Annotated in this window: 18 protein-coding genes and 1 tRNA gene; 14 read left to right on the top strand and 5 right to left on the bottom strand. The window is 56.0% G+C overall.

Annotation, left to right across the window (positions count from 1 at the left end; all coding sequences use genetic code 11):
• Window positions 1-216 precede the first annotated feature (216 nt).
• The 3 genes from ABLO27_RS19345 (at window position 217) to ABLO27_RS19335 (ending at window position 4,757) form a co-directional block, all read left to right on the top strand.
• Window positions 217-1,089: an NUDIX hydrolase gene (locus tag ABLO27_RS19345; protein ID WP_353034846.1), complete on the top strand. Its 873-nt coding sequence runs from the start codon at window positions 217-219 to the stop codon at window positions 1,087-1,089.
• 308 nt (window positions 1,090-1,397) lie between these two features.
• The gene (locus ABLO27_RS19340) at window positions 1,398-4,190 is read left to right on the top strand and encodes a bifunctional aconitate hydratase 2/2-methylisocitrate dehydratase (RefSeq protein WP_353034844.1); all 2,793 of its coding nucleotides are present in this window, start codon (window positions 1,398-1,400) and stop codon (window positions 4,188-4,190) included.
• Between the two features lie 336 nt (window positions 4,191-4,526).
• A complete protein-coding gene (locus ABLO27_RS19335) occupies window positions 4,527-4,757 on the top strand; it encodes a hypothetical protein (protein WP_353034843.1) in 231 nt (76 codons plus the stop codon).
• A 522-nt stretch (window positions 4,758-5,279) separates the two neighbouring features.
• Here the strand turns inward: ABLO27_RS19335 and ABLO27_RS19330 are convergent.
• The 4 genes from ABLO27_RS19330 to mnmA form a co-directional block, all read right to left on the bottom strand.
• Window positions 5,280-5,513: a hypothetical protein gene (locus ABLO27_RS19330; RefSeq protein ID WP_353034841.1), complete on the bottom strand. Its 234-nt coding sequence runs from the start codon at window positions 5,511-5,513 to the stop codon at window positions 5,280-5,282.
• A gap of 293 nt (window positions 5,514-5,806) precedes the next feature.
• Window positions 5,807-6,532, bottom strand: coding sequence for a hypothetical protein (locus ABLO27_RS19325; RefSeq protein WP_353034839.1), 726 nt, complete (start codon window positions 6,530-6,532; stop codon window positions 5,807-5,809).
• A gap of 148 nt (window positions 6,533-6,680) precedes the next feature.
• Window positions 6,681-6,757 (bottom strand) — tRNA-Met (locus ABLO27_RS19320).
• Between the two features lie 112 nt (window positions 6,758-6,869).
• The gene (gene mnmA, locus ABLO27_RS19315; RefSeq protein ID WP_353034837.1) at window positions 6,870-8,048 is read right to left on the bottom strand and encodes a tRNA 2-thiouridine(34) synthase MnmA; all 1,179 of its coding nucleotides are present in this window, start codon (window positions 8,046-8,048) and stop codon (window positions 6,870-6,872) included.
• 472 nt (window positions 8,049-8,520) lie between these two features.
• Here mnmA and ABLO27_RS19310 point away from each other — a divergent pair, with 472 nt between their 5' ends.
• The 10 genes from ABLO27_RS19310 (at window position 8,521) to flhA (ending at window position 21,671) form a co-directional block, all read left to right on the top strand.
• Window positions 8,521-10,185, top strand: coding sequence for a GNAT family N-acetyltransferase (locus tag ABLO27_RS19310; RefSeq protein WP_353034835.1), 1,665 nt, complete (start codon window positions 8,521-8,523; stop codon window positions 10,183-10,185).
• A gap of 219 nt (window positions 10,186-10,404) precedes the next feature.
• Window positions 10,405-12,480, top strand: coding sequence for a flagellar hook-length control protein FliK (locus ABLO27_RS19305; RefSeq protein ID WP_353034833.1), 2,076 nt, complete (start codon window positions 10,405-10,407; stop codon window positions 12,478-12,480).
• Between the two features lie 31 nt (window positions 12,481-12,511).
• Entirely contained in the window at window positions 12,512-13,171 is a 660-nt protein-coding gene (locus tag ABLO27_RS19300; RefSeq protein WP_353034831.1) for a flagellar hook assembly protein FlgD, read from the top strand.
• Window positions 13,172-13,559: 388 nt separating this feature from the next.
• Complete coding sequence (locus ABLO27_RS19295; protein ID WP_068412649.1) at window positions 13,560-13,835, top strand: DUF1153 domain-containing protein; 276 nt, start codon at window positions 13,560-13,562, stop codon at window positions 13,833-13,835.
• A gap of 487 nt (window positions 13,836-14,322) precedes the next feature.
• A complete protein-coding gene (gene fliF, locus ABLO27_RS19290; RefSeq protein ID WP_353034829.1) occupies window positions 14,323-15,936 on the top strand; it encodes a flagellar basal-body MS-ring/collar protein FliF in 1,614 nt (537 codons plus the stop codon).
• 2 nt (window positions 15,937-15,938) lie between these two features.
• On the top strand, window positions 15,939-16,985 hold the full coding sequence (gene fliG, locus ABLO27_RS19285; RefSeq protein WP_353034827.1) for a flagellar motor switch protein FliG: 1,047 nt from the start codon (window positions 15,939-15,941) through the stop codon (window positions 16,983-16,985).
• Complete coding sequence (locus tag ABLO27_RS19280; protein WP_353034825.1) at window positions 16,985-17,716, top strand: FliH/SctL family protein; 732 nt, start codon at window positions 16,985-16,987, stop codon at window positions 17,714-17,716. Before fliG ends, ABLO27_RS19280 begins: the two co-directional genes overlap by 1 nt.
• Window positions 17,713-18,048, top strand: coding sequence for a flagellar motor switch protein FliN (gene fliN / locus ABLO27_RS19275; protein ID WP_353034823.1), 336 nt, complete (start codon window positions 17,713-17,715; stop codon window positions 18,046-18,048). Before ABLO27_RS19280 ends, fliN begins: the two co-directional genes overlap by 4 nt.
• Window positions 18,049-18,060: 12 nt before the next feature.
• On the top strand, window positions 18,061-19,413 hold the full coding sequence (locus ABLO27_RS19270) for a sigma-54-dependent transcriptional regulator (RefSeq protein ID WP_353034821.1): 1,353 nt from the start codon (window positions 18,061-18,063) through the stop codon (window positions 19,411-19,413).
• An 83-nt stretch (window positions 19,414-19,496) separates the two neighbouring features.
• Window positions 19,497-21,671: a flagellar biosynthesis protein FlhA gene (gene flhA / locus ABLO27_RS19265; protein WP_353034819.1), complete on the top strand. Its 2,175-nt coding sequence runs from the start codon at window positions 19,497-19,499 to the stop codon at window positions 21,669-21,671.
• Window positions 21,672-21,709: 38 nt separating this feature from the next.
• Here flhA and ABLO27_RS19260 read toward each other — a convergent pair whose 3' ends face one another.
• Complete coding sequence (locus ABLO27_RS19260; protein ID WP_353034817.1) at window positions 21,710-21,985, bottom strand: flagellar biosynthesis protein; 276 nt, start codon at window positions 21,983-21,985, stop codon at window positions 21,710-21,712.
• 143 nt (window positions 21,986-22,128) lie between these two features.
• Here ABLO27_RS19260 and ABLO27_RS19255 point away from each other — a divergent pair, with 143 nt between their 5' ends.
• Window positions 22,129-22,740: a GNAT family N-acetyltransferase gene (locus tag ABLO27_RS19255; RefSeq protein WP_353034815.1), complete on the top strand. Its 612-nt coding sequence runs from the start codon at window positions 22,129-22,131 to the stop codon at window positions 22,738-22,740.
• Window position 22,741 lies beyond the last annotated feature (1 nt).

Genomic DNA, 22,741 nt, shown 5'->3' with positions numbered 1-22,741 from the left:
ACAACGAGGTCAGTCGCTTGGCAATTTCTATCACAAAACAAGCCAGAAAGTCCTCTGCATCATGGCGCAGTCGGTTGAAGCTGCATCGAGACACTTGTTTTTGCCATCCCCGGTCAGAGAGGCCGTCACGTGCCAGTTGGTCTGGGTCACGCTATAATTTGCGGGAACCAGATTTCGCGTTGGCGAATTTCCGGGCGCTTGGACAGGGAGGTGTAAATGGAGGTGCTGATCCTGTGTGCCGGTGCGGCCGACAAATCCTGGTCCGGGCCGAAGTCAAGGCGACCTTTGCGCACCCGCGGCAAACGGCAATCCCAGAAAATCGGCGCCTGGCTGGGCAAACAGAGGCTGGCTCCCGATCTCGTCCTGACAAGTTCGGACCTGAGGTCCAGGGTGACTGCTCAAAAGGCCCTCAAGGCAGCGGGATGGACCGCGCGCAATATAAAGAGGTCCGATGAGCTCTCTGCCGGCAGTCTTCCTACCTTGCCCAAGGAAGGCACTTACCTGCTGGTCCTTCCCCCGAAGGCAGCGGGGGAGCTGTTGAAAATGCTTGGTTTCGATCCCGAAGTTACGCCTGGTGTGCTGTATCAGCTTGCTCAGAGGGCAGGGAAAACCTGCCTGATCGAGAGGATTGATCCTCGGGATCTCCCGGACCTCTTTCCCTATCCCGCTCCAGATGGTCCGGAGTGTCGCGAGCGTCCTGCTTATTACTACACTCAATCGGCGGTCATTCCGTTTCGCCGTAGTGGTGACGAAACGGAAATCCTGATCGTCGGCTCTAGCAGTGGCCGCCACTGGGTTGTGCCCAAGGGAATTGTCGAACCAGGCTTCGATCCGGCTGTTTCTGCGTCGGTGGAGGCCAGGGAAGAGGCAGGCGTCACGGGGAAGGTTGGTGAAAAACCGCTTGGAACATTCACCTACCAGAAATGGGGGGCGACTTGCGAAGTTGCCGTCTATGCAATGGAAGTTACCGATGTCATTGAGGACGAAGCGTGGGAAGAGCGGCACCGTAATCGCAAATGGGTGCCTGCCGCCATCGCGGGCCAACTCCTGCATCAGCCAGCTTTTGCACCGATGATTTCGGCAATTTGAGGCAGGCCCGGAAGAAACTCTTCATCTGTCGGAAAACTGAAACGACAAAAGCGTCTCATTCGTTCAAATTTGAGGAGCCAAAGCCGGAAACTTTCTGTATTTCAAGGTGCTGGCCCGATGAAGGATGAGGCCGAGGGCGTTACCGGACGCGGCAATAGGCAACGATCCTGAACAAAATGGCCAAAAACATATTGCATACCATTGTATACTGAAATATTACGGCGCTCAGCTAGCTTTCTCCCGGCTCGCCAGAGACACCTGCGATCCGCGGTTTAAGCGACAACCAACACAAACGCGCCGGGATAATCATGAGCTTGTACGCAGACTATCTGAAAGAGATTGACACTCGAAAAGACCAGGGATTGCACCCCAAGCCGATCGAAGACGGCGCGCTTGTTAATGAGATTGTCGAACAGATCAAAGACCTCACGAACGAGCATCGGGAAGATTCCCTCAAGTTCTTCATCTACAACACGTTGCCCGGGACGACCAGCGCGGCAGGCGAGAAAGCCAAGTTTCTGAAGGACATCATTCTTGGCAATTCCGTTGTCGAGGAAATCTCTCCGTCTTTTGCGTTTGAATTGCTGTCGCACATGAAAGGCGGGCCCTCTGTTGAGGTTCTGCTGGATCTGGCTCTCGGTGATGATGCGTCCATTGCCCAAAGCGCAGCGGATGTTCTGAAAACCCAGGTGTTCCTCTACGAGGCAGATACGGACCGGTTGAAGGAAGCCTATGCTGCCGGGAACGAAGTCGCGAAAGAGATTCTCGAAAGCTACGCGAAAGCCGAGTTCTTCACCAAGCTTCCCGACGTGGAAGAAGAAATCAAGGTTGTCAGCTATGTCGCGGCGGAAGGGGATATTTCCACTGACCTGCTTTCACCTGGCAACCAGGCCCACTCCAGATCCGATCGTGAACTGCACGGCAAGTGCCTGATCTCGGAAGCCGCTCAGGCCGAGATCCGTGACCTGCAGAAACAGCACCCGGACAAAAGGGTAATGCTGGTCGCCGAAAAGGGCACGATGGGGGTTGGTTCCTCCCGCATGTCCGGCGTCAACAACGTCGCCTTGTGGACCGGCAAACAGGCAAGCCCCTACGTGCCGTTTGTGAATATTGCACCGGTCGTTGCAGGTACCAATGGCATCTCCCCGATCTTCCTGACCACTGTCGGTGTGACAGGTGGCATCGGCATCGATCTGAAGAACTGGGTCAAGAAACTTGATTCCGACGGCAATCCGATCCTGAACAACGACGACAATCCGATCCTCGAGCAGACTTATTCTGTCGAGACCGGTACGGTTCTGACCATCAACACCAAGAAGAAGAAGCTCTACAGCGAAGATGGAAAAGAAGAGCTTGTTGATGTCTCTTCCGCGTTCACGCCGCAAAAGGTGGAGTTCATGAAAGCCGGTGGCTCGTATGCCGTCGTTTTCGGCAAGAAGCTCCAGAACTTTGCTGCCGAGACCCTCGGCGTTGAACGGACACCCGTATTCGCGCCGTCCAGGGAAATCTCCCATGAGGGGCAGGGCCTCACGGCGGTAGAAAAAATCTTCAACAAGAACGCGGTCGGTGTGGCTGAAGGAGCTGTCCTGCACGCAGGTTCTGATGTCCGGGTGAAGGTGAATATCGTTGGTTCGCAGGACACCACCGGCCTGATGACCTCCCAGGAACTGGAGGCGATGGCTGCAACAGTTATTTCGCCGACAGTTGATGGTGCTTATCAGTCAGGCTGCCACACGGCCTCCGTCTGGGACCTGAAGGCTCAGGCCAACATTCCGAAGCTCATGAATTTCATGAACAGGTTCGGTCTGATCACGGCCAGGGATCCGAAGGGTGTTTATCACTCCATGACAGACGTGATCCACAAGGTCCTGAATGACATTACCGTCGATGACTGGGCGATCATCATTGGTGGCGACTCTCATACGAGAATGTCCAAAGGCGTCGCATTCGGTGCTGACTCTGGAACGGTTGCGCTTGCCCTGGCAACCGGGGAAGCCACCATGCCGATCCCTGAGTCGGTGAAGGTGACCTTCAAGGGAAGCATGAAGGATCATATGGATTTTCGTGATGTCGTGCACGCGACACAGGCCCAGATGCTGAAGCAGTTCGGTGACAACGTCTTCCAGGGACGGATCATCGAGGTCCATATCGGCACGCTGCTTGCGGACCAGGCCTTCACGTTTACCGACTGGACGGCAGAGATGAAGGCGAAAGCCTCTATCTGTATCTCCGAAGACGATACTCTCATTGAATCGCTCGAGATCGCCAAGAGCCGCATTCAGATCATGATCGACAAGGGCATGGAAAATGAAGCCCGGACCCTTCATGGACTGATCGAAAAGGCGGACACGCGTATTGCCGAAATCAGGTCCGGCGAGAAACCGGCTTTGGCTCCGGACGACAATGCCAAGTACTTTGCCGAAGTCGTCGTCGATCTCGATGAAATCGACGAGCCGATGATCGCCGACCCGGATGTAAACAATGCGGATGTGTCCAAACGTTACACCCACGACACCATCAGGCCTGTCTCCTTTTACGGTGGCGACAAGAAGGTGGACCTGGGCTTTGTCGGCTCCTGCATGGTGCACAAGGGCGATATGAAAATTGTCGCCCAGATGCTGAAAAACCTGGAGAAAAAGTCCGGCAAGGTCGAGTTCAACGCACCTCTGGTCGTCGCAGCACCAACCTACAACATCATCGATGAGTTGAAGGAAGAGGGTGACTGGGAAATTCTGCAGAAGTACTCCGGCTTTGAATTTGACGACCTGAAGCCCAAGAACACTGCTCGCACAGAATACGAGAACATCCTGTATCTGGAGCGGCCGGGCTGTAACCTGTGTATGGGCAACCAGGAAAAGGCTGAGAAGGGTGACACAGTTCTGGCGACGTCCACCCGCCTGTTCCAGGGACGTGTCGTGGAAGATTCGGCAGAAAAGAAAGGGGAATCCCTTCTTGCCTCAACACCTGTTGTCGTCCTGTCGGCAATTCTCGGCAGAACTCCCGACATGGAAGAGTACAAAGAGGCCGTTGAGGGAATTGACCTGACCAAATTTGCGCCGCCGCTCAACAAGCCGGCTGGTGCGCGGTCGGTTCACTTTTAAGAGCCGCTGGCGGAGACCGCTATCGGTCACTGAGACGAGTTGAATATCGTGAATTCGCGGGGCGTTGTTCAGGCAACGCCCCGCGTTTTTTTAGTGCAGTCGGTGCAGGAGCCCATTTGAAGAGGCGCTGAGGCACGGCGTTCAAAGAAATGTTCAAATGTGAAACGGGTGATTGTTGAGGAGCAATTTCAGGTCTCCACGTGTTTCGTTTGTGTCAGTCATTCCTCGAGTTGATACAATTGAAACATGCGACGACACGGGGCGGAAACAGTCGGTTCCCACTTCAGTTCTATCGGCAGCGACGCCGATGTCACATAAACTGAATGGAGACTTACAATGAAAACTGCATCCATCTTGTCAGCGGCCGTTTTTTCCGTCCTTGTCATGCAGGGTAGTGCCGCAAACGCAGGTCAGAACTGCTGGGGGCTTGAAGGCCAGGCACTCAAGGACTGCATCGGAAAAATGGTCGACGAAATTGCCCAGACCGGTCACGAGACCGAACAGCCGAACCAGCAGCAGTCCCAGACGCTGAAAAAGACGGCTGCATCAAGACAGAAGTCCCGCTGATAACCATCTCCCGCTGCCACAGGCAGCATCAGCGGCTTCAATGGGTGTAACCTCAAACTTTTGAATTGGTTATCCCTGTCGCCTCATCCGCGGAGCAAATCGATACACAGCAAACTCAGACCTGCTGACCAGCCCTGGCCTGATGACGCCAAAGCAATCGATTTGCCCGCGAATGGCGTTTCTGCTCATGGGTTTGACCTTCACCCGCAGAACATTGCGCGAATTTTGATTTGCTTCTTTGCTGGTCACGGGCTGAAACGGCAACGGCCTCAAACACTGACGACTTTTCACAATCTCACTCTTCAGCCGCGTTAGGACAAAAGGTGCCTTTAGACGCACAAAGCTCCGAAATGCGGATTATGATTCCAGTTCGAACCTGCGGAAGCAGTGTCTGAGCGAGCAGCGAACAGATAATCCTGAAATATCCAACAACGCGCGTGAACCGCATGGATCAACCGGCTTTGCTCGGTTGTGCCGGTTGTCCTGGTGACCGGTCGACAGCAGATCGACGGCGCCTTCGCCTTATGAAGACGCGAATTTGACCTTCACCCCGCGCTGGCGAAAGTAGGCCTGCAGAAGCTTGCGGCCCGAACGATTGTTCTGGACGAGCTTGGCCGGATCCAGGACCGCCTCTTTCAAACCCTCATCCTTCAGCGCTGCCTTGAGTGCCGCAATGTGCAGGTCAATATCTTCATTGTCTGCCTCGAGAGATTGATAAATGCGGTTGGTCGCATCCGCTACGGTCAGTTCGCTCACTTGTACATTCCCGATGTTGTTTTTCGGGCGCATAACACATTATTGGGCCCGATACCAAAAAGAGTTGATGGGAATGTACTTGGGCGGTGATGGAAGCCCTTGTCAAAGGCGCGCTTCAATCGTCAGAGGTGATCTCGCTTGCAACAGTTTTTGCGTAAAGCCGAGTAATGAATAGCAGCTAGATGAGATTTGCAGCAGGAGGCGGGAGAAAACCGGTAGTGAAGTAAGGACGCGATCCCCCGACACGCGGATCATGATTCCTACATAGAGAAGCTGGATTTTTATATGTCCTCTTAGCTTTCGTGTCTGAGAAAGTAACTGTGCTTCAGCGTGTCTGACAGCGACGGGTTTTCAGATCCCGCATAGCCCGGAGTAAGTCGCTTTTCTCTTTTCTCTGTCAGCCAGTGCAAATGATTACTGATGCCAAGTGTCAGGGGGGTGTCAGTGATCGTTATTGTTGCGCTGACAAAATGTACGTTCGGCCCAAAACTCTTTTCGAGTTGATACGGGAGCACTCTTTCTACTGTCTCAGGGTCAAGTTCATTGCTAAAGCGGACCATTAGCGGCAGAGACCGGTCTGGTACTTGGCATGTACCTGAAACCTCGCCAACCATCCGCACGTAGTCGCTCCAACTTCGGTTCCCACGTTTTTCCTTGAGCTTACATGCATCAGAAACGAGGAAGTCGAACCTGCCCTTGGTTGCAAAGGTGTACGTGCCATCAGGTGTTGGAGTGGTCATGAGCAGGTACACGGCTCCATAGCCAGGCAACTCAACTCGAACAGCTTCCCCGAAAGTCCACCAGCCAGCTCGTTTTTGTCCGAGCCCGCGAACACGATTGACAACCAGCCTTTGAACGCCGGAGCCCGATACAGGAACACCGTCAACCACGAACGTAGCTTCAAGCCGGTAGTGCAGGATCGACTTCGGGAAATAGTGTTTCCAAGCAAGCCACATCCCCGCTGAGCCAGCAATGGCAAACGCAATCCATTTTAGGAACGACCTACTCGATCGTTTCACCGGGCTTTCTATCACTTCACGCCAATCTCAACGATGCATTGATAAATTGTAGCAGCTAACAGGTGAAACTTATGGGGGAAGTTTTCAAACAAAACGCTAACGCGCTTTCACCTGAGCGGTTCTAACAAAGCTAACGGTTTTGGAAATTTGGTAGCGGAGGAGGGACTCGAACCCCCGACACGCGGATTATGATTCCGCTGCTCTAACCACCTGAGCTACTCCGCCATCTGCGCGATCAGGCTTGGAACGCCCGCGCGATGTGGGGTGCTTATAGTGAGGCTGCGGGCAGGCGTCAAGCGCAGAATGTGCGTCTGCCCGCATTCTTTTTTGTTTGCCTTCAGGCGGCAGAAACCGGGCTTTCCGCCTGTGGAAAATCAACGGCCCAGGTGCCGGTGCGTTCGGTCTTGTGGATCCAGCCGCCGCCCAAAACGCGTGCGGTTTCGTCGTCGCTGTCGAAGAAAACACAGGCCTGCCCCGGGGCAACACCGGTCTCACCATTTGCAAGGTCGACGAAAGCCTTGCCGTTCAGAATACGAAGTGTTGCCGGTGCCGGCGGGCGCGTGGAGCGGACCTTGGCAAAGACGTCGATCTCATCACCTTCGTCAAGCGGTTGGTCGCCGATCCAATTCATCTCCCGAAGCAGGATCGTTCTCGTTGCGAGAGCCTCACGCGGGCCGACAATCACCCGGCGGGTATCGGGATCGAGACGAACGACATAGAGCGGCTCGCCGGTGGCAACACCAATGCCGCGGCGCTGGCCGATGGTGAAATGAATGATGCCGTCATGCTTGCCCAGTACACGGCCGTCCATATGCACGATGTCTCCGGGCTCGGCCGCATTGGGGCGCAGTTTGCGGATGACTTCGGCATAGTCGCCATTGGGAACGAAGCAAATGTCCTGACTGTCCGGCTTGTTGGCGACAGAAAGCCCGAACTCGGCAGCCAGCTCGCGCACCTTTGCCTTGGGCATGCCGCCCAACGGAAAACGGACGAAGTCCAATTGCTCTTGTGTCGTGGCAAACAGGAAGTAGCTCTGGTCCCGGTCAAGGTCGGTCGGACGATAGAGCGCGCGCTTGTTGCCCATCTGTGCGGAGCGAACGTAATGGCCGGTGGCAAGCGCGTCGGCACCGAGATCACGAGCGGTCTTGAGCAGGTCGGTAAACTTGACTGTCTGATTGCAGGAGACACAGGGGATGGGTGTCTCGCCGGCAATGTAGCTGTCGGCGAAGCGGTCCATCACCTGTTCCTTGAAGCGGCTTTCGTAATCCAGCACGTAATGGGGAATGCCAATCTTTTCCGCTGCCCGCCGCGCATCGTGAATATCGACACCTGCGCAGCACGACTTGGCCTTGCTGACCGCCGCGCCGTGATCATAAAGCTGCAGGGTGACGCCGATCACATCATACCCTTGTGCATGCATCATTGCCGCGACCACGGAACTGTCGACGCCGCCGGACATGGCGACGACAACACGCGTGTCTTCCGGGCGGCCGGGCAAATCCAGACTGTTTCGCATGAACTACTCTTCCAGAAGTCTTTCGTGACCGGTGCGGCGGAGCGCGACAGCGCTCAAGCGCTGGTGCCTTGGAGCTTGTTGACCGCCAGGGGCAAGTACGCTCAAGTGCAAACGCACCGGTACATGTCTTTTCAAAGTTGGCGGCACTATACAGACAAGCATCGCTCATGCCAATTGCTTGCGTTTACCAGATCGGGACTGTCTTCTTGAGGTGGCTTCGGACCGAAGGGACGCTTGCCGGACGGTGCTGAAATTGGCTGTTCCCGCAGGCCTTTGACAGGCAATGCGCCGTCAGGCGCGGTCATTGCTGCCTTGCCTGGTCGGTGGCGGTGTTTGGACGTTGAACGGCCTGGCAATGTTAAGCATGTTTACCATGTTGTCTTGTTAAGTGATTGAATATTTACTAAAGTTTCCGCAAGGGAAGTATGAAATGTGTTTCATAATGGGGCGTATTTCCAGGTGAGGCGTTGTCATGCATGTGAGCCTTGTCGAAACCACCGAGCAGCTTCAGGCGCTTGAAAGCGCTTGGTGTGACGTCTATCGGCGTGATCCGGAAAGCCAGTTCTTCCTGTCCTGGTGGTGGCTTACCGATTTCATGAGCAAGACGGATGACGGCTGGGTCGTCCTGATCGCAACGCCCGATGGGGCTGACGCGCCTGTTGCCTTTTTTCCTCTCAGACTGAAGCTGAAGAAACGACGGAAGAGCGGAGAGTTTATCAACGGCTTCAACATGGCTGGCAATTACGCCGCGGACTATACCGGCTTTCTGTGCCTGACAGAATATGAGGATGAGGCGATCCCTGCCTTTGCGGCGCATCTGAACACGATGTCCTGGGCGTTTCTGAAGCTCGAGTATGTGCGGACATCCAAAAGACGGAAAGAGCTGTTTCTCAACGAGTTTCCAAAGAAGACTTTCCGCATAAAGCCAGTTGAGCGCGTCAACGAAATCGACAATGTGAACAATCTCGTTTGTCCCTACGTTGATCTGCCCGGCACATTCGAGGCTTATTTGACCGAACGGCTCAGCTCCAACTCGCGCCAGAAGCTGCGACGCCTCTTGCGCAAGGTCGATGAAGACCAGGGGTATCGCATTACGCATGCGACTGCCGAAACCATTGATCGCGACATCGAGATCCTCCTTGATCTCTGGAAGGCGCAATGGGGAGAGCGAAAGGGCGCGCGGCTGGACAAGATGGTCAGCAACAATCGCATCGTCTTGCGGGGCGGTTTCGACATGGGGCACCTGTTCATGCCGATGCTCTGGAAGGGCGAGCAGCCTGTCGCGGTGCTGGGCAGTTTTCTGGACCATGAAAAGAAGACGGTCCTGTTCATGATCGCGGGTCGCGATCAATCGTTCAATGACATTCCGAGTGGCCTGGTGCTTCACGCTCACAGTATCCGGCACGTCATAGATCAGGGATTTGAAACCTATGACTTTCTTCGCGGCAACGAACGCTACAAATATTCCTTCGGTTGCGACGAAGTCCTGATTGATTGCATCAACATTACGACCAGAAGCGGTGTCAATCTCGGCGACCGACTTGCCGAGCAATCGATCCCGGCCGTCTTCAGTCAAGCGACGCTTCTTCACCAGCAACAGCGCCGCGAAGAGGCAGAAACCGGATATCGCCAGATTCTGGCAACGGTGCCGCAGCACGCCGGGGCGCTATACGGCTTGGGCCAGTTGCTGGCAGCTCATGAGGATCACGCGGGAGCGCGCCAGCAATATGAGGCGCTGACAAGAGTGCAGCCCGGCAAGGCGAGGGCGTGGCTGCGCCTGGCACAGGTCTGTCAGCGTTTGTCGGATGTTGATGCTGCCTGCGAGGCTTACCGCCGGGTGGTCGAGCTCGAGCCGGGTCTGATCTCTGCCCGTTTCGGCTTGGCAAAATGCCTTTCAGACCTGGGAAGGCCGAGCGAGGCCGTCGAAGAACTCTATACGATTTTGCGCTTGCCGGCGCTCAATGAAGCCGATCGCAGGATTGCCGCGGAAGCAACCAAATTCTTGAGCGTGCTGAAGCCGGGCACTGTTTCCAGCCATCCATTGGTTCGCCCTGATGCCTCCGCTGATCAGTCTGCGGCCATCATTCTGCGCAAGAAGGCGAGTACGTGTGTGTCGCCGAAACCGCCGCAAAAGTGAATCCTCTGAAAGTGTCGGCAACTCACTCCTCCTATGACCGGAATCGATTGCCTCCTGGGCAAAGGTTGCCGCCCAGGTGAAGGGGTTTTCCACGCCCGGACAGTTGGAAATCCAGCAAAAACAAGTGCTTGCGTAATTTCCATAAGTTGGCCCGAAGCTTGCTTTCATTGGTTTGATGATTTGTGTCCGCAAGGGGTGGGCAAGCTACCGGGGGCGCCAGTGCTGCCATTTGGACTGATAACCGATGTTTCTGCAGGGGCTTTGGCTGCTGGTTCCGGCAATGCCCAAGGTGCTGCTCAGGTGCCGGGAAGTCTCGGGACGAAATCGGCCTTTGCTGATGAACTCAACGCTCTGGAAAACGAGGGCGCTGAGGGGGCGGCTGTAGAAGGTCTGATTGGGAGTGCTGAGCTTTCCGAAGTTGTTGCGCAGCAGGTCGGGGTGGATATCCAGAAGGAATTGCCGCCGTCGGAGATGGCGGAGCCGGTGCTGGCCGCTGTCGCGCCGCAGGTCAGCAAGGTGATTTCGGAGCTTGATGGCAACATCGATGTTCCTCCATCCGGGCAGGGTGCGGAAGATGCAGGCACGCAGCCTGAGACAGTGCTATCGGGAACAGGGTCGAAGAATGGCGGATCTTCGGTAGGTGAAGGATCGCTGCCTGGTGTTGCCGTTGCTCCTGCCACGGGCGATGGTGTGAAATCCGCCGGGTCGAAAAGCGGTCAGGCTCAGGTCCCTCCTGTAGGTCCGCATTCTGCCGAGGTAAAGTCCGGCGCACACGGACAGGCGCAGCCTGAAGGCTCCGTCAAGCCAACTCTGGCGGAAAAGGCTCCAGCCCAAATGAATGTGGTGGGAGAGGCTGACAAAGGTGAAGCTGCTCCTGTCAAGTCCGGCGTAGTGCCGGTGCCTGCACAGGCCAATGCCAATGAAGTCTCCACGGATGCTGACCTGACAGGGAAGGCTGTTCGCGGTGTCGAGGCTCCTGCGGCGGCCGTCGCCAAGGCAACGGGAGAAAGTGTGGAGAACACTTCTGCAGTTGTCGATGCAAGGCCCAAGGCTGCGACTGCACGCCGGTGGCAAAGTGAGCTCCCGCAGGAGCTTCGCGCACCGGTGGCTCGAGCCGGACAAGCGCCGGAACAGAACGACGCTGAAATCAGTTTGGCTTCCGCAAGCCCCGTATCAGGTAAAACAGCTGGAGCGGTGCAGTCAGCGGTCAATGTGCCGACCAATGTAGATACTGGCGCCGCTGACGTGGTGCAGGTTCCGGCGACCGGAACCGCCAAGGAGGCGGGTACCCTGCCTGAAACTGCCATCGCTGTAGAAGGCGGAAAAACGAGGTCCGGTCCGCAGGTTGCTGAGGTAGCGCAAGAGAACGCCGCCAGAGTTCAGGGCGACGCGGCCACAGTGGTGGCCAACGCAGGGGCGCGTTCGCCTGCAGCATCAGGAAGCAACGTACCAGTCAGCGAAGCGGTAGCTGGGCAAGCGCCAGTTGCGCCGCCGCCCAATTCGAATGGCTCTGAAGTTTCGTCAACTTCTGAACCGGTTGCTGATGAGATTGTCCTTGCGTCGGGCAAACAAGTCTCGGAAGCCGGAGGTGATGCAGCCGATACGGTCAAACGTGATCATTCTGCAGGTGCCGACGCTTCAGCGGAGCGTCCTGGCCAGCCGGCAAATAAGGTGGTTGGAACTGCGGCACCAGTCGTCAATGCTGTCCTGGCTTCCCAGATGATGGCTGACGAGAGTGAAATCACAACCAGTCTGACGGAAGTCAGTGTCACGGGTGAGGGGGCCGCAACTGTGCGTGGCGGTGATCTGAGCGGTGCCGTGCGCACGGAAGGTCTGCAAACGCCCAGTCAGGCACAATCAGGGCAGGTAGCCACTCAGGTGGCTGCGGAAATCGCCCGCAATCTGAAAAATGGCCAGACCAGGTTCCAGATGCGGTTTGATCCGCCGGAGCTCGGTCGTGTCGAGGTCAACATGAAAGTGGCTTCCGATGGCAGCGTGCAGGCTCATCTGATCGTGGAGCGGCCGGAAACGCTCGATATGTTCCTGCGCGATCAACGCGGTTTGGAGCGGGCGTTGGAGGCTGCGGGGCTGAACACCAATTCAAGCGATCTTCAGTTCTCGCTGAAGCAGGAAGGCGGCGGTGAGTTCGCATCAGGTGATGGGGCGCCGGAACACTCATCTGGTGACGCTCGAGGCGAAGGCGGATCGAACGGCGCGGAAGGCGATCCAGCTGATGAAGAGATTATTCGTATGACGCTCGCTGAGCAGCGCGGCGGTCTGGATTTTAAGGTTTAAGCCGGCCTGATGGCGGTTCGGGAGTAGTGAAATGACCACGGTTTCTTCCAGTACGGGAACAAACGCGCAGAGCGCGAGCTCCACAAGCCAATCAGGATTGATGGCGAATTATGAGCTGTTCTTGAGCATTTTGACCACGCAGATCCAGAACCAGGATCCGCTCGATCCGATGGATTCCGCCGAGTACACAGGTCAGCTCGTGCAATATTCCAATGTCGAACAGTCCATCCAGCAGAACCGGAACCTGGAGAGCATCATTGCATCGCTGAAAAGCAGCCAGAGCCTGAGCTACGTCAGCTATATCGGCAATGAAGTCAAAGCGGATGCTTCGACCACGACCTTGTCCAGCAGCAAGGCAACCTGGAACTACGAAATCAGTGAAGCCGCGAGCGGCACTTTCGAGATCCGAAACTCAAGTGGCGCCGTTGTGTACAGCGGCGAGACGAGCCTGGAGGCTGGCAAAGGCAAATTTGAATGGAACGGAGAAACAGATTCCGGTAGCCAGGCCGTGGACGGTCTCTATTCGATTTCTTTCAATGTCAAGGATGCTTCAAGTCGCCCTGAAAAGGTCAAGACGGAACTCTCCGGTGTTGTCGAGAGTGTTGATTGGTCCAGCGGGGAGGCAATTCTGAGGGTCGGAAGCCAGGACATTCCGGTTTCTTCGGTGATTTCGGTTTCGAAGCCGACCTGACGAACGCTGTTTCAGGATATTCGGGTTGAGGAGGTCTGGTGGCTGTTGGCTGCCGGACCTTTTCCCTTTGTATGTCTCTGCAGTGCGTTTGGAGCGCTATGGGCGTTCCTGCGCCGGCTTAGGGGGATAAGAAGGAGGGGCGGGCCCGTTATCCGTAAAATGCACGATGACTTCGTTATGCCTCGCAAATTGCATCGGCAGGGTTTTATGGTTAACAAATTCATATATTGGAGTTAATATTTTTAGTGTTCTTCTTGAAGAAGTCCTAAATATCATTCACTAAATTTAGATTTTATAGTTAATAAAAACACAACTTTGCTTTAGTCGTTTGTTAAGTGTCGTCATGTAGTCTCAATTCAACCTTGGTCATGGTTAGTGTGAGAGTACAATGACCGAACAGATTCGTTCGCGAGTAAAATATGTCATCGGGCCGGATGGAAGTCCGCTTACCATTGCGGATTTGCCCCCAACGTCGACAAAAAGATGGGTGATCCGTCGCAAGGCGGAAGTGGTGGCTGCGGTCCGTGGTGGGTTGTTGTCCCTCGAGGAGGCTTGTCAGAGGTACACTCTGACGGTTGAGGAATTTCTTTCCTGGCAAAGCTCGATTGAAAAACACGGCTTGGCCGGTTTAAGGGCGACCCGTGTCCAGCAGTACCGGAATTGATCCGGTAACACCTGAAAAAACGAGTGCATCTTGTTTGCACGTAGAAAGGTCGGCACTGCCGACCTTTTTTATTTGCCGTTTTTCAGCGTCGCAATTTCAAAGCATTTCGAGAAAAGACTGAAACGTCTGGTGGCTGCCTGAAATCAAGAATTTCAACGCGATAGTTGATGCTCCTTGTTTCCTGGTTTTCACGAAACGCTATAGGTCGGTGATTTGTGACCGAAGCAAGGCCAAAACTTGGCTGTTTCAATTCGAGGTCGTGTCGAAACTTATCCAGAAGTTAATGAGGTGGGCAGTTTTTCCCCACTTCAGTTGCATTTTGCGTCTTGGGAAATCGCGGAATTCCGCCATTGCCCGCCAAGGGGTTAATAGGTGTTAACGACTTGTTAACCTTCTGGGCGGCAAATTTTGCCCATCAAGGGCATGGCATGTCGAGCCGACTCCAATAATAACGGCTTGTGCATGTTGCAGATGCGGGCGGGCATTCGTGAACGGACTTATTGAATTCATTAAAACTCTTGGACCAGCACGCGTTGCGGCAATGGGGGCGGTTGCCGCCATTCTTGTCGGTGTGTTCGCGTTCATTATTTTTCGTGTCACAGCACCGCAAATGACGACGCTCTACAACGAGCTGACTCTGGAAGATTCCGCGGCTATCGTTTCCCAGCTTGAAAGCCAGGGTGTTCAGTTCGAGCTGGCCCGCCAGGGTGCTTCGATTCTTGTTCCGAATGAGCAGGTTGCGCGTCTGCGCATGCAGCTGGCTGCCGAGGGGCTGCCGACCGGTGGATCCATCGGTTACGAGATCTTCGACCGTTCCGACACACTCGGCGCCACGAGCTTCGTGCAGAACATCAACCACCTGCGCGCAATGGAAGGTGAGCTGTCCCGCACGATCGGTTCTCTGGATCGTATTCGTGGTGCCCGCGTGCACCTCGTTATCCCTGAGCGGCAATTGTTTCAGCGTGACCGCCGTCCTCCTTCCGCGTCGATCGTCCTGAATGTGCGTGGCGCTCTCGGGCCTGGGGAAATTCGTGCTGTTCAGCACCTTGTCGCGACTGCGGTTGACGGTCTTGATCCTGAACGGGTGTCGATCGTTGATGAGAGCGGCCGCCTTCTGGCGTCCGGTGCCGGTGGAGATGAAGAAGGACTTGTGTCTGCATCTCTTCAAGAGCGGACGGTGGAGGTGGAAAGCCGCCTTCGCAACCAGGTTGAAGAAATTCTGAACTCCGTTGTCGGTCCTGGCAGGGCACGTGTGCGGGTCAACGCTGTGGTCGACTACAATCGACTGACCGAAACCACTGAAACTTTCGATCCGGAAGGTCAGGTTGTCCGCTCTACGCAAACCAAGGAAGAAGCGTCTTCCGCCACCAGCCGCAACGGACAGGTAACAGTCGGCAACGAGCTGCCGAATGCCGGTGCACAAAATGGCGGCGGCGACCGCGATACGACTTCGCTCACCGAGGAAGTCGTCAATTATGAGATTTCACGCTCCACGCGGACCGAAGTGGTAGAAGCAGGTCAGGTCAAGCGCCTGTCCGTGGCGGTTCTGGTCGATGGAACATATGAGCCAAATGACAACGGAGACGTCATTTATACGCCGCGGTCTCAGGAGACGTTGGACCGTATTTCCGTCCTGGTACGTTCGGCGGTTGGCTTCGATCAGGGCCGCGGCGATGTTGTGGAAGTTGTCAATCTGCAGTTCGCCCTGCCGCCTCAGGAAGACGTTCTTACCGAAGGTGATGGCCTGTTCGACTTCACGCGGGACGATATCATCCGCTTTGCCGAACTCGGGGTTCTGTTCCTGATTGCACTTCTTCTGCTTCTGTTTGTTGTCCGTCCGTTGCTGCGCCGGATCGTGACACCGGAAGAAAAACAACCGCAGGAGTTGATGATTGGTCCGGACGGCACGCTGGTGGTCGAGACCGAGGTGCCACAGGAAGAAGACGATGAGGATGAATTTGTGATCGAGTGGCTGGAGCAGGCCAAACAGGAAGGCGCAATGCAGGCGAGCTCGATCGCCAAGGTGGGTGACATGATCAAGGATCATCCGACAGAAGCGGTCACGATTGTTCGCGGCTGGCTGGATGAGCAGGCGGCCTGACAGTGAGCGATCAACTTCAACAACAGCTCAAGGTCAGTGCCGACGAGGACGACCGTGAGCTCAAAGGGGCCGAAAGGGCAGCTGTTCTGCTGCTTGCGCTCGGAGAATCTCATGGTGCCCCTATCTGGCAAAAGCTGGATGAAATCGAGGTTCGTCAGGTTTCTGCAGCGATGGCCAATCTCGGTCCGGTCACGCCAAACATGCTTGAGGACCTCTTCAAGGACTTTGTCCGCAGGGTCAGCTCCAGAGGGGCACTGACAGGCAATGTGGACGCAACCGAGAGACTGCTGGCGAACTTCCTGCCGGGTGAAAAAGTCTCCATCATCATGGAAGAGATCCGCGGTCCCGCCGGTCGTAACATGTGGGAAAAACTCTCCAACGTGCAGGAGAACGTTCTTGCCAACTATCTGAAGAACGAATATCCGCAGACAGTCGCCGTCGTTCTGTCGAAGATCAATTCGGACCATGCGGCGCGCGTTCTCGGAATTCTGCCGGAAGAACTGGCGCTGGAAGTTGTCAGCCGGATGCTGCGCATGGATGCGGTGCAGAAGGAAGTTCTGGAAAAGGTCGAGCAGACGCTCCGCGTCGAGTTCATGTCGAACCTGACCAACACGTCGCGGCGTGACAGCCACGAAATGATGGCGGATATCTTCAACAATTTCGACCGGCAGACCGAGGCACGCTTCCTGGCAGCGCTTGAAGAGGACAACCGCGAAGCCGCAGATCGCATCAAGACACTGATGTTCACCTTCGACGATCTGTTGAAGCTGGATGCGGCGAGCGCTCAGACCCTGTTGCGTCACGTGGAAAAAGATCAGCTGGCAATTGCTCTCAAGGGATCTACGGATACCGCGCGGGAGTTCTTCTTCGGCAACATGTCGTCGCGGGCGGCCAAGTTGCTGGAAGATGACATGGACGCGCTCGGACCGGTCCGGTTGAGGGATGTCGATGAAGCCCAGACGGGCATGGTCAACAAGGCAAAGGACCTGGCTGCCAAGGGCGAGATCATGATCTCCAAGTCCAAGGGCGAGGATGAAATTATCTACTGATGCGGCAGTCGGCAGGCACTTACAACAGCATGGGCAGCATGAATAACCCGTCCAAATTTCTGTTCAATATCGACTTTTCCGAACCGGAAGAGCCTGAAGTCGTGGCTCCACCCGAGCCCGAGATTCCAATGATTCCGGTGGCTGATCACGAGAGACTTCTGGCTGATGCCAGAAAGCAGGCGTTGGAGGAAGGCCGGGTCAAGGCTCTGCAAGATTTGCAGACGAAACAGGAAACATTGCTGACAGCAGAGGTCGGCCGCCTTGTTGAAGCGGTCGGGCAGGTGGTGCAGACACTGGACGATCAGCAGGCTTCCCGTGAGCAGGATGCCATCAGCCTCGCATTTCTTGTGGCTAGACGGCTTTGTGCCCATTTGATTGCCCGTCAGCCGCTGGCCGAGACGGTCGCATTGGTGTCAGAATGCCTTGGACCGCTGCGTAAGGCTCCGCATCTGGTGATCCGCGTCGCTGAAAGGGATATCGAAGCTCTGAAGGCCCAGGTCGACCCGATCGTTCACGAAAAAGGTTTTGAAGGCCGGCTCGTGCTCCTGGGGGAACCTGACATCGAGCGAGGCGACTGCCATATCGAGTGGGCCGACGGCGGCATCAGGCGTGACCGGAAAGCGCTCGAAGGCGAAATCGACAACAGCATCAGAGCCTATTTGCGCGCGCGCGGAGCCGCCGGACAGGCGAAAGTGTCCGACACGTCGGCGGAGAAGGATACTGACGTATGAGTGACGAACAAGACACCAATATTCCGCTGGATGAGCTTGAAGCGCCCCAGCGTGCTCAGGACGACGGTGAGATACAGGCTCCTCAGTCTGCCGCAGACCTGGAAGCCGTTTTCGATGTGCCGGTCCGGATTTCGGCAGTTCTCGGGCATTCCAGGATGCATGTCTCGGATCTTTTGAAACTGGCTTCAGGGACCGTCCTGGAACTCGACCGGAAGGTCGGTGAAGCCATTGATATCTATGTGAATGACCGGCTTGTCGCCCGTGGCGAGGTTGTCCTTGTTGAGGACAAACTGGGTGTGACGATGACGGAAATCATCAAGACCGACCGATAGGGAAGAGAAAATATGCGACTGCTAATTGTCGGAACCCTGGGCGGCCAGCTGACTACGGCATCGAAGATCGCGATGCAGGGCGGAGCACAGGTCACGCATGCGGAAGATGTGGAAGGCGCCTTGCGCGTGCTTCGCTCCGGCCGTGGCGCAGACCTGATGATGGTAGAAGTTCACCTGGACATCGCAGGTCTCATTGCCAAGCTTCAGAACGAGCGGGTCCATGTGCCGGTGGTTGCCTGCGGTGTCGAAACCGATGCCCAGGCTGCGGTATCAGCTATCCGGGCCGGTGCAAAGGAGTATATCCCGCTTCCTCCCGATCCTGAGATGATTGCTGCTGTCCTGGCCGCCGTGGCTCAGGAGCGGGGCGACCTGATCTATCGTGACGAAGCCATGGCGACAGTCGTCAAGCTGGCGGAGCAGGTTGCTCCGTCCGAAGCTTCTGTCCTGATTACCGGTGAATCGGGAACCGGTAAGGAAGTCATCGCCCGCCACGTCCACAACTGCTCCAACCGCGCATCGAAGCCTTTCATTTCGATCAACTGTGCGGCAATTCCCGAACACCTGCTTGAGTCCGAACTGTTCGGTCACGAAAAAGGTGCCTTTACCGGGGCCGTTGCCCGACGGATCGGCAAGTTCGAGGAAGCCGATGGTGGCACATTGCTTCTGGACGAGATTTCGGAAATGGATGTTCGCCTTCAGGCCAAGCTCTTGCGAGCGATCCAGGAACGCGTCATCGACCGCGTCGGCGGTACACGACCTGTTCCGGTCAACATCCGTATTCTTGCGACTTCAAACCGCGACCTGGCTGAAAGCGTCCGGCAGGGACAGTTCCGTGAAGATCTGCTGTTCCGCCTGAATGTGGTGAACTTGAAGCTGCCGGCTTTGCGGGAGCGTCCTGCCGATATCATGGAGCTCGCTCAGTTCTTCATCAATCACTATTCGGAAGCCAATGGCGTGCCGGTGAGGCCGCTGTCAGTGGAAGCGCGTCAGGCTCTGATGGCAAATCCTTGGCCGGGCAACGTGCGTGAGCTGGAAAACACCATGCACCGGGCCATTCTGCTTGCTTCGGGTGGCGATATTGGCGTCGAAGCGATCCGTATGCCTGACGGCACGCCGTTGTCCGTTTCCAGGGGACCGGCAGAAAAGGCGGCGCAGGCTGCCGAAGCTGTCACGCGGTCCTTTGTTGGGCGAACGGTGGCCGACGTGGAGCGGGACCTGATCCTGGACACGCTCGACCATTGCCTGGGCAATCGTACGCATGCGGCAAAAATTCTGGGTATCTCGATCCGCACGCTGCGCAACAAGCTGAATCAGTATACCGATGAAGGAGTTAGCGTTCCGGCACCTGGAGAAGCCCGCGCTTGACCAACGGAACTGAAACAAGGACTTAACGACAGAAGGGCCGTTACCGAAACCGGGACCGGGCCTTTGATTGGCGGAATTGAGGAATGTCGGACACGGCAGCAGGCGGACAAGGCGGGGAGGCGACCCCAGCGAACAAGCAAGCGGCGGCGGCCCAACCCGCCGCGGCTGTTTCCGGTCTGCCGAGTGTGCAGGAGCTGATCGACACCCTGCGCAAGGGGGATGTCGGCCTCGCCACAGGTATCCTGGTAATCCTGACACTTCTGATCCTGCCAATGCCGCCGATGATGCTGGATACGTTTCTGGCGGTTTCCATCATTTTCTCGGTCATGATCCTGATGACCGGCCTTTTCATTCAAAAGCCACTGGAATTCTCGTCGTTTCCGACAGTGCTTCTGATCGCGACGATGTTGCGTCTTGGTCTTAACATTGCGTCCACGCGCCTGATCCTGGCAAACGGCCATGAGGGCACATCTGCCGCTGGAAACGTTATTCAGTCCTTCGGCAATCTCGTCATGGGCGGGAACTTTGTCATCGGGATTATCGTGTTTGCGATCCTGGTGATCGTGAACTTCGTCGTCATCACCAAAGGCTCGGGCCGCATCGCGGAAGTGGCGGCGCGTTTTACCCTTGATGCAATGCCCGGCAAGCAGATGGCAATCGACGCCGATCTGTCTGCTGGACTTATCGACGAGGCCGAGGCCAAGACACGGCGCAAGGCACTTGAAGACGAGAGCTCGTTTTTCGGTGCGATGGACGGTGCTTCCAAATTCGTGCGCGGCGATGCCATCGCAGGGCTTCTGATCACCTTCATCAATATCCTTGGCGGCATCTTCATCGGTGTTGCACAGATGGAGTTGAGCTTTTCGGAAGCTGCCAACAACTACACCCTGCTGACCATCGGCGACGGTCTGGTGTCCCAGATTCCGGCGCTGATCGTATCGACCGCCGCCGGTCTGCTTGTTTCCAAGGCAGGTGTGCATGGAGCTGCCGACAAGGCGCTGACCAGCCAGTTTACCGGCTACCCGAAGGCGCTTGGCATGTCCGCTGCGGTCATGGTGATCCTTGCGCTTCTGCCGGGCATGCCGATGATCCCGTTTTTCGGTCTTGCCGGTATCGCCGGATACATAGCTTACCAGGTTGGAAACAAGAAAAAGCAGGAAGCTGCAAAGGTTGCGCAGAAGAAAGCAGTCGAGGCAGCACCGAAGCCTCCTCCCGAACCGCCGATTACCGACGCACTGAAGATGGACGAACTGCGCATCGAACTCGGTTACGCACTTCTGCCGCTGATCAATGGCAAGGGGCAGGGCGAGGGTGACGTTCTGACCGAGCAGATCAAGGCATTGCGCCGTCAGGTCGCCGGTGACATGGGGGTTATCATGCCACCCGTTCGTATCCTCGACAACATCCAGCTGGGCGCCAACGACTATGTCATCAAGGTCAAGGAAGTCGAGGCGGGACGCGGTATTCTTTATCCCAACCACTACATGGTCATGGATCCGGCTGGTGGCCAGGTGAAACTGCCGGGCACGCACACGACCGAACCGACCTTCGGTCTGCCTGCGACCTGGGTAGAAGCACAATACCGGGAAGACGCATCCTTGCGTGGCTATACGGTGGTCGATCCCGCGACCGTGCTTTCCACTCACCTGACGGAGACGATCAAGGGCAACATCAGCGAACTCTTGACCTATGGCGACGTTCAGAAGCTGCTGAAGGAGCTTCAGGGCGAGCAGGCCAAGCTGGTTGAAGACCTTGTGCCTTCACAGATTACCGTATCCGGTCTGCAGCGTGTTCTTCAATCTCTGCTCAACGAGCGGATTTCCATTCGTGATCTCGGAACGATCCTGGAGGGCGTCTCGGAAGCCACCGGAATGACCCGCAATACGGATACGATTGCAGAACACGTACGCACGCGACTTGGACGCCAGATCTGTGCGGCCAACCTGGCTCCAGGCGGTTATCTGCCGTTGATTGCCCTGTCACCGCAATGGGAGCAGGCGTTTATGGAATCGATTGTGGGTGAAGGGGACGACCGGCAATTGGCCATGCAGCCAAGCAAGTTGCAGGAGTTTGTCGGCAAGGTGCGTGACGCTTTCGAGGAAGCAGCGCATCAGGGGGAAGTTCCGGTGCTTCTGACGTCTCCCCAGACTAGGCCATTTGTCCGCTCAATCGTAGAGCGCTTCCGTGCTCACACCACCATCATGAGCCAGGCGGAAGTGCATCCTCGCGTCAAGTTGAAGACAATCGGATCAATCTGATTATTCGCAGCTGACGACCGCAGAATTTCCGAAATGCGCTAGATCAGAACGTTGATGCGAGACATGACGGCGGTTGGATTGGCATAAGGTCCGCGCGCGGCCTGATTTTGCATCAGATGCGTGGTGCTTGCCTGGACGGCCTGAACGTTGATTGTGCTGAAGGTATTGGCGACGTTTCGAAGCTGCTGCGATTTCTGGATCGCATTGGATCGTCGATTGTTCCAGCCCTTGTTGTAGTCGGACCAGGTCGACTTCCTCTTTGAGTTGAAGCGCTTGTGATAGTCGCGTTGGACGTAGTTTCCGACTTTCGGCATGATCGCATCTTTCCTGGATACGTTCCCAATCTCTCAAGGCATGGTTAATAACCGGTTAACAGGTTGCAATACGCAATTTGGGCACTTGGTACGGACCTGATCTGCTGATAAGGCACTGAAAGTGAATGAAAGCAGGAGGTTTCATGTCCGGGCAAGCGCTCAATCTGAATGGCTATACAGATGTTCCCGAAGGTAAAATTGCCTTTGTCGTGACTTCTCTTGAAATGCTGGAAGGGCCATCGGTGCCGCTTGCACCGGCCAGAGAAGATGTGAGCCTGGAACCTTGGGTTTCACCTTCTGCGGACGGCTATTGCTCAATGTTTCGACAGGTCGGAGAAGAGTGGCTCTGGTTTGGCCGGCTTACGCTTGAAAGGGAAACGCTTGACGGGATACTCGGTGAGCCGACGCGTGAGTTTTTCCGCCCCATGATCAATGGCAAGCCAGTCGGTCTTCTGGAAATAGACTATGCCGATGCTGCCAATCCGGAACTGTCCTATTTCGGTCTGACCGCGGATGCCATTGGCGGTGGCATTGGACGCTGGCTAATGGCGCAGGCTGTCGACATGGTCTGGTCCCGCCCTGAAACCCGACGGTTCTGGGTGCACACCTGCACCGGAGACAGCCCACAGGCCCTCAAATTCTACATGTCGTGCGGTTTTAAACCCTACAGGCGTTCTATCGAGGTTGCCGACGATCCACGCCTGTCGGGTGTGCTGCCGAAGGACAAGGGCGGGCACGTCCCGATCATTGAATAGA

It is taken from the genome of Roseibium sp. SCP15, from assembly GCF_040329435.1.
Taxonomy (GTDB): Bacteria; Pseudomonadota; Alphaproteobacteria; order Rhizobiales; family Stappiaceae; genus Roseibium.
This window is presented reverse-complemented; position numbering and strand designations above follow the sequence as displayed.

Excerpts from the sequence above, each read along its gene's own strand:
- ABLO27_RS19345 (WP_353034846.1), top strand. The coding sequence starts at position 217 with ATGGAGGTGCTGATCCTGTGTGCCGGTGCGGCCGACAAATCCTGGTCC.
- ABLO27_RS19340 (WP_353034844.1), top strand. The coding sequence starts at position 1,398 with ATGAGCTTGTACGCAGACTATCTGAAAGAGATTGACACTCGAAAAGAC.
- ABLO27_RS19335 (WP_353034843.1), top strand. The coding sequence starts at position 4,527 with ATGAAAACTGCATCCATCTTGTCAGCGGCCGTTTTTTCCGTCCTTGTC.
- mnmA (WP_353034837.1), bottom strand. The coding sequence starts at position 8,048 with ATGCGAAACAGTCTGGATTTGCCCGGCCGCCCGGAAGACACGCGTGTT.
- ABLO27_RS19310 (WP_353034835.1), top strand. The coding sequence starts at position 8,521 with ATGCATGTGAGCCTTGTCGAAACCACCGAGCAGCTTCAGGCGCTTGAA.
- ABLO27_RS19300 (WP_353034831.1), top strand. The coding sequence starts at position 12,512 with ATGACCACGGTTTCTTCCAGTACGGGAACAAACGCGCAGAGCGCGAGC.
- ABLO27_RS19295 (WP_068412649.1), top strand. The coding sequence starts at position 13,560 with ATGACCGAACAGATTCGTTCGCGAGTAAAATATGTCATCGGGCCGGAT.
- ABLO27_RS19280 (WP_353034825.1), top strand. The coding sequence starts at position 16,985 with ATGCGGCAGTCGGCAGGCACTTACAACAGCATGGGCAGCATGAATAAC.
- fliN (WP_353034823.1), top strand. The coding sequence starts at position 17,713 with ATGAGTGACGAACAAGACACCAATATTCCGCTGGATGAGCTTGAAGCG.
- ABLO27_RS19270 (WP_353034821.1), top strand. The coding sequence starts at position 18,061 with ATGCGACTGCTAATTGTCGGAACCCTGGGCGGCCAGCTGACTACGGCA.
- flhA (WP_353034819.1), top strand. The coding sequence starts at position 19,497 with ATGTCGGACACGGCAGCAGGCGGACAAGGCGGGGAGGCGACCCCAGCG.
- ABLO27_RS19260 (WP_353034817.1), bottom strand. The coding sequence starts at position 21,985 with ATGCCGAAAGTCGGAAACTACGTCCAACGCGACTATCACAAGCGCTTC.
- ABLO27_RS19255 (WP_353034815.1), top strand. The coding sequence starts at position 22,129 with ATGTCCGGGCAAGCGCTCAATCTGAATGGCTATACAGATGTTCCCGAA.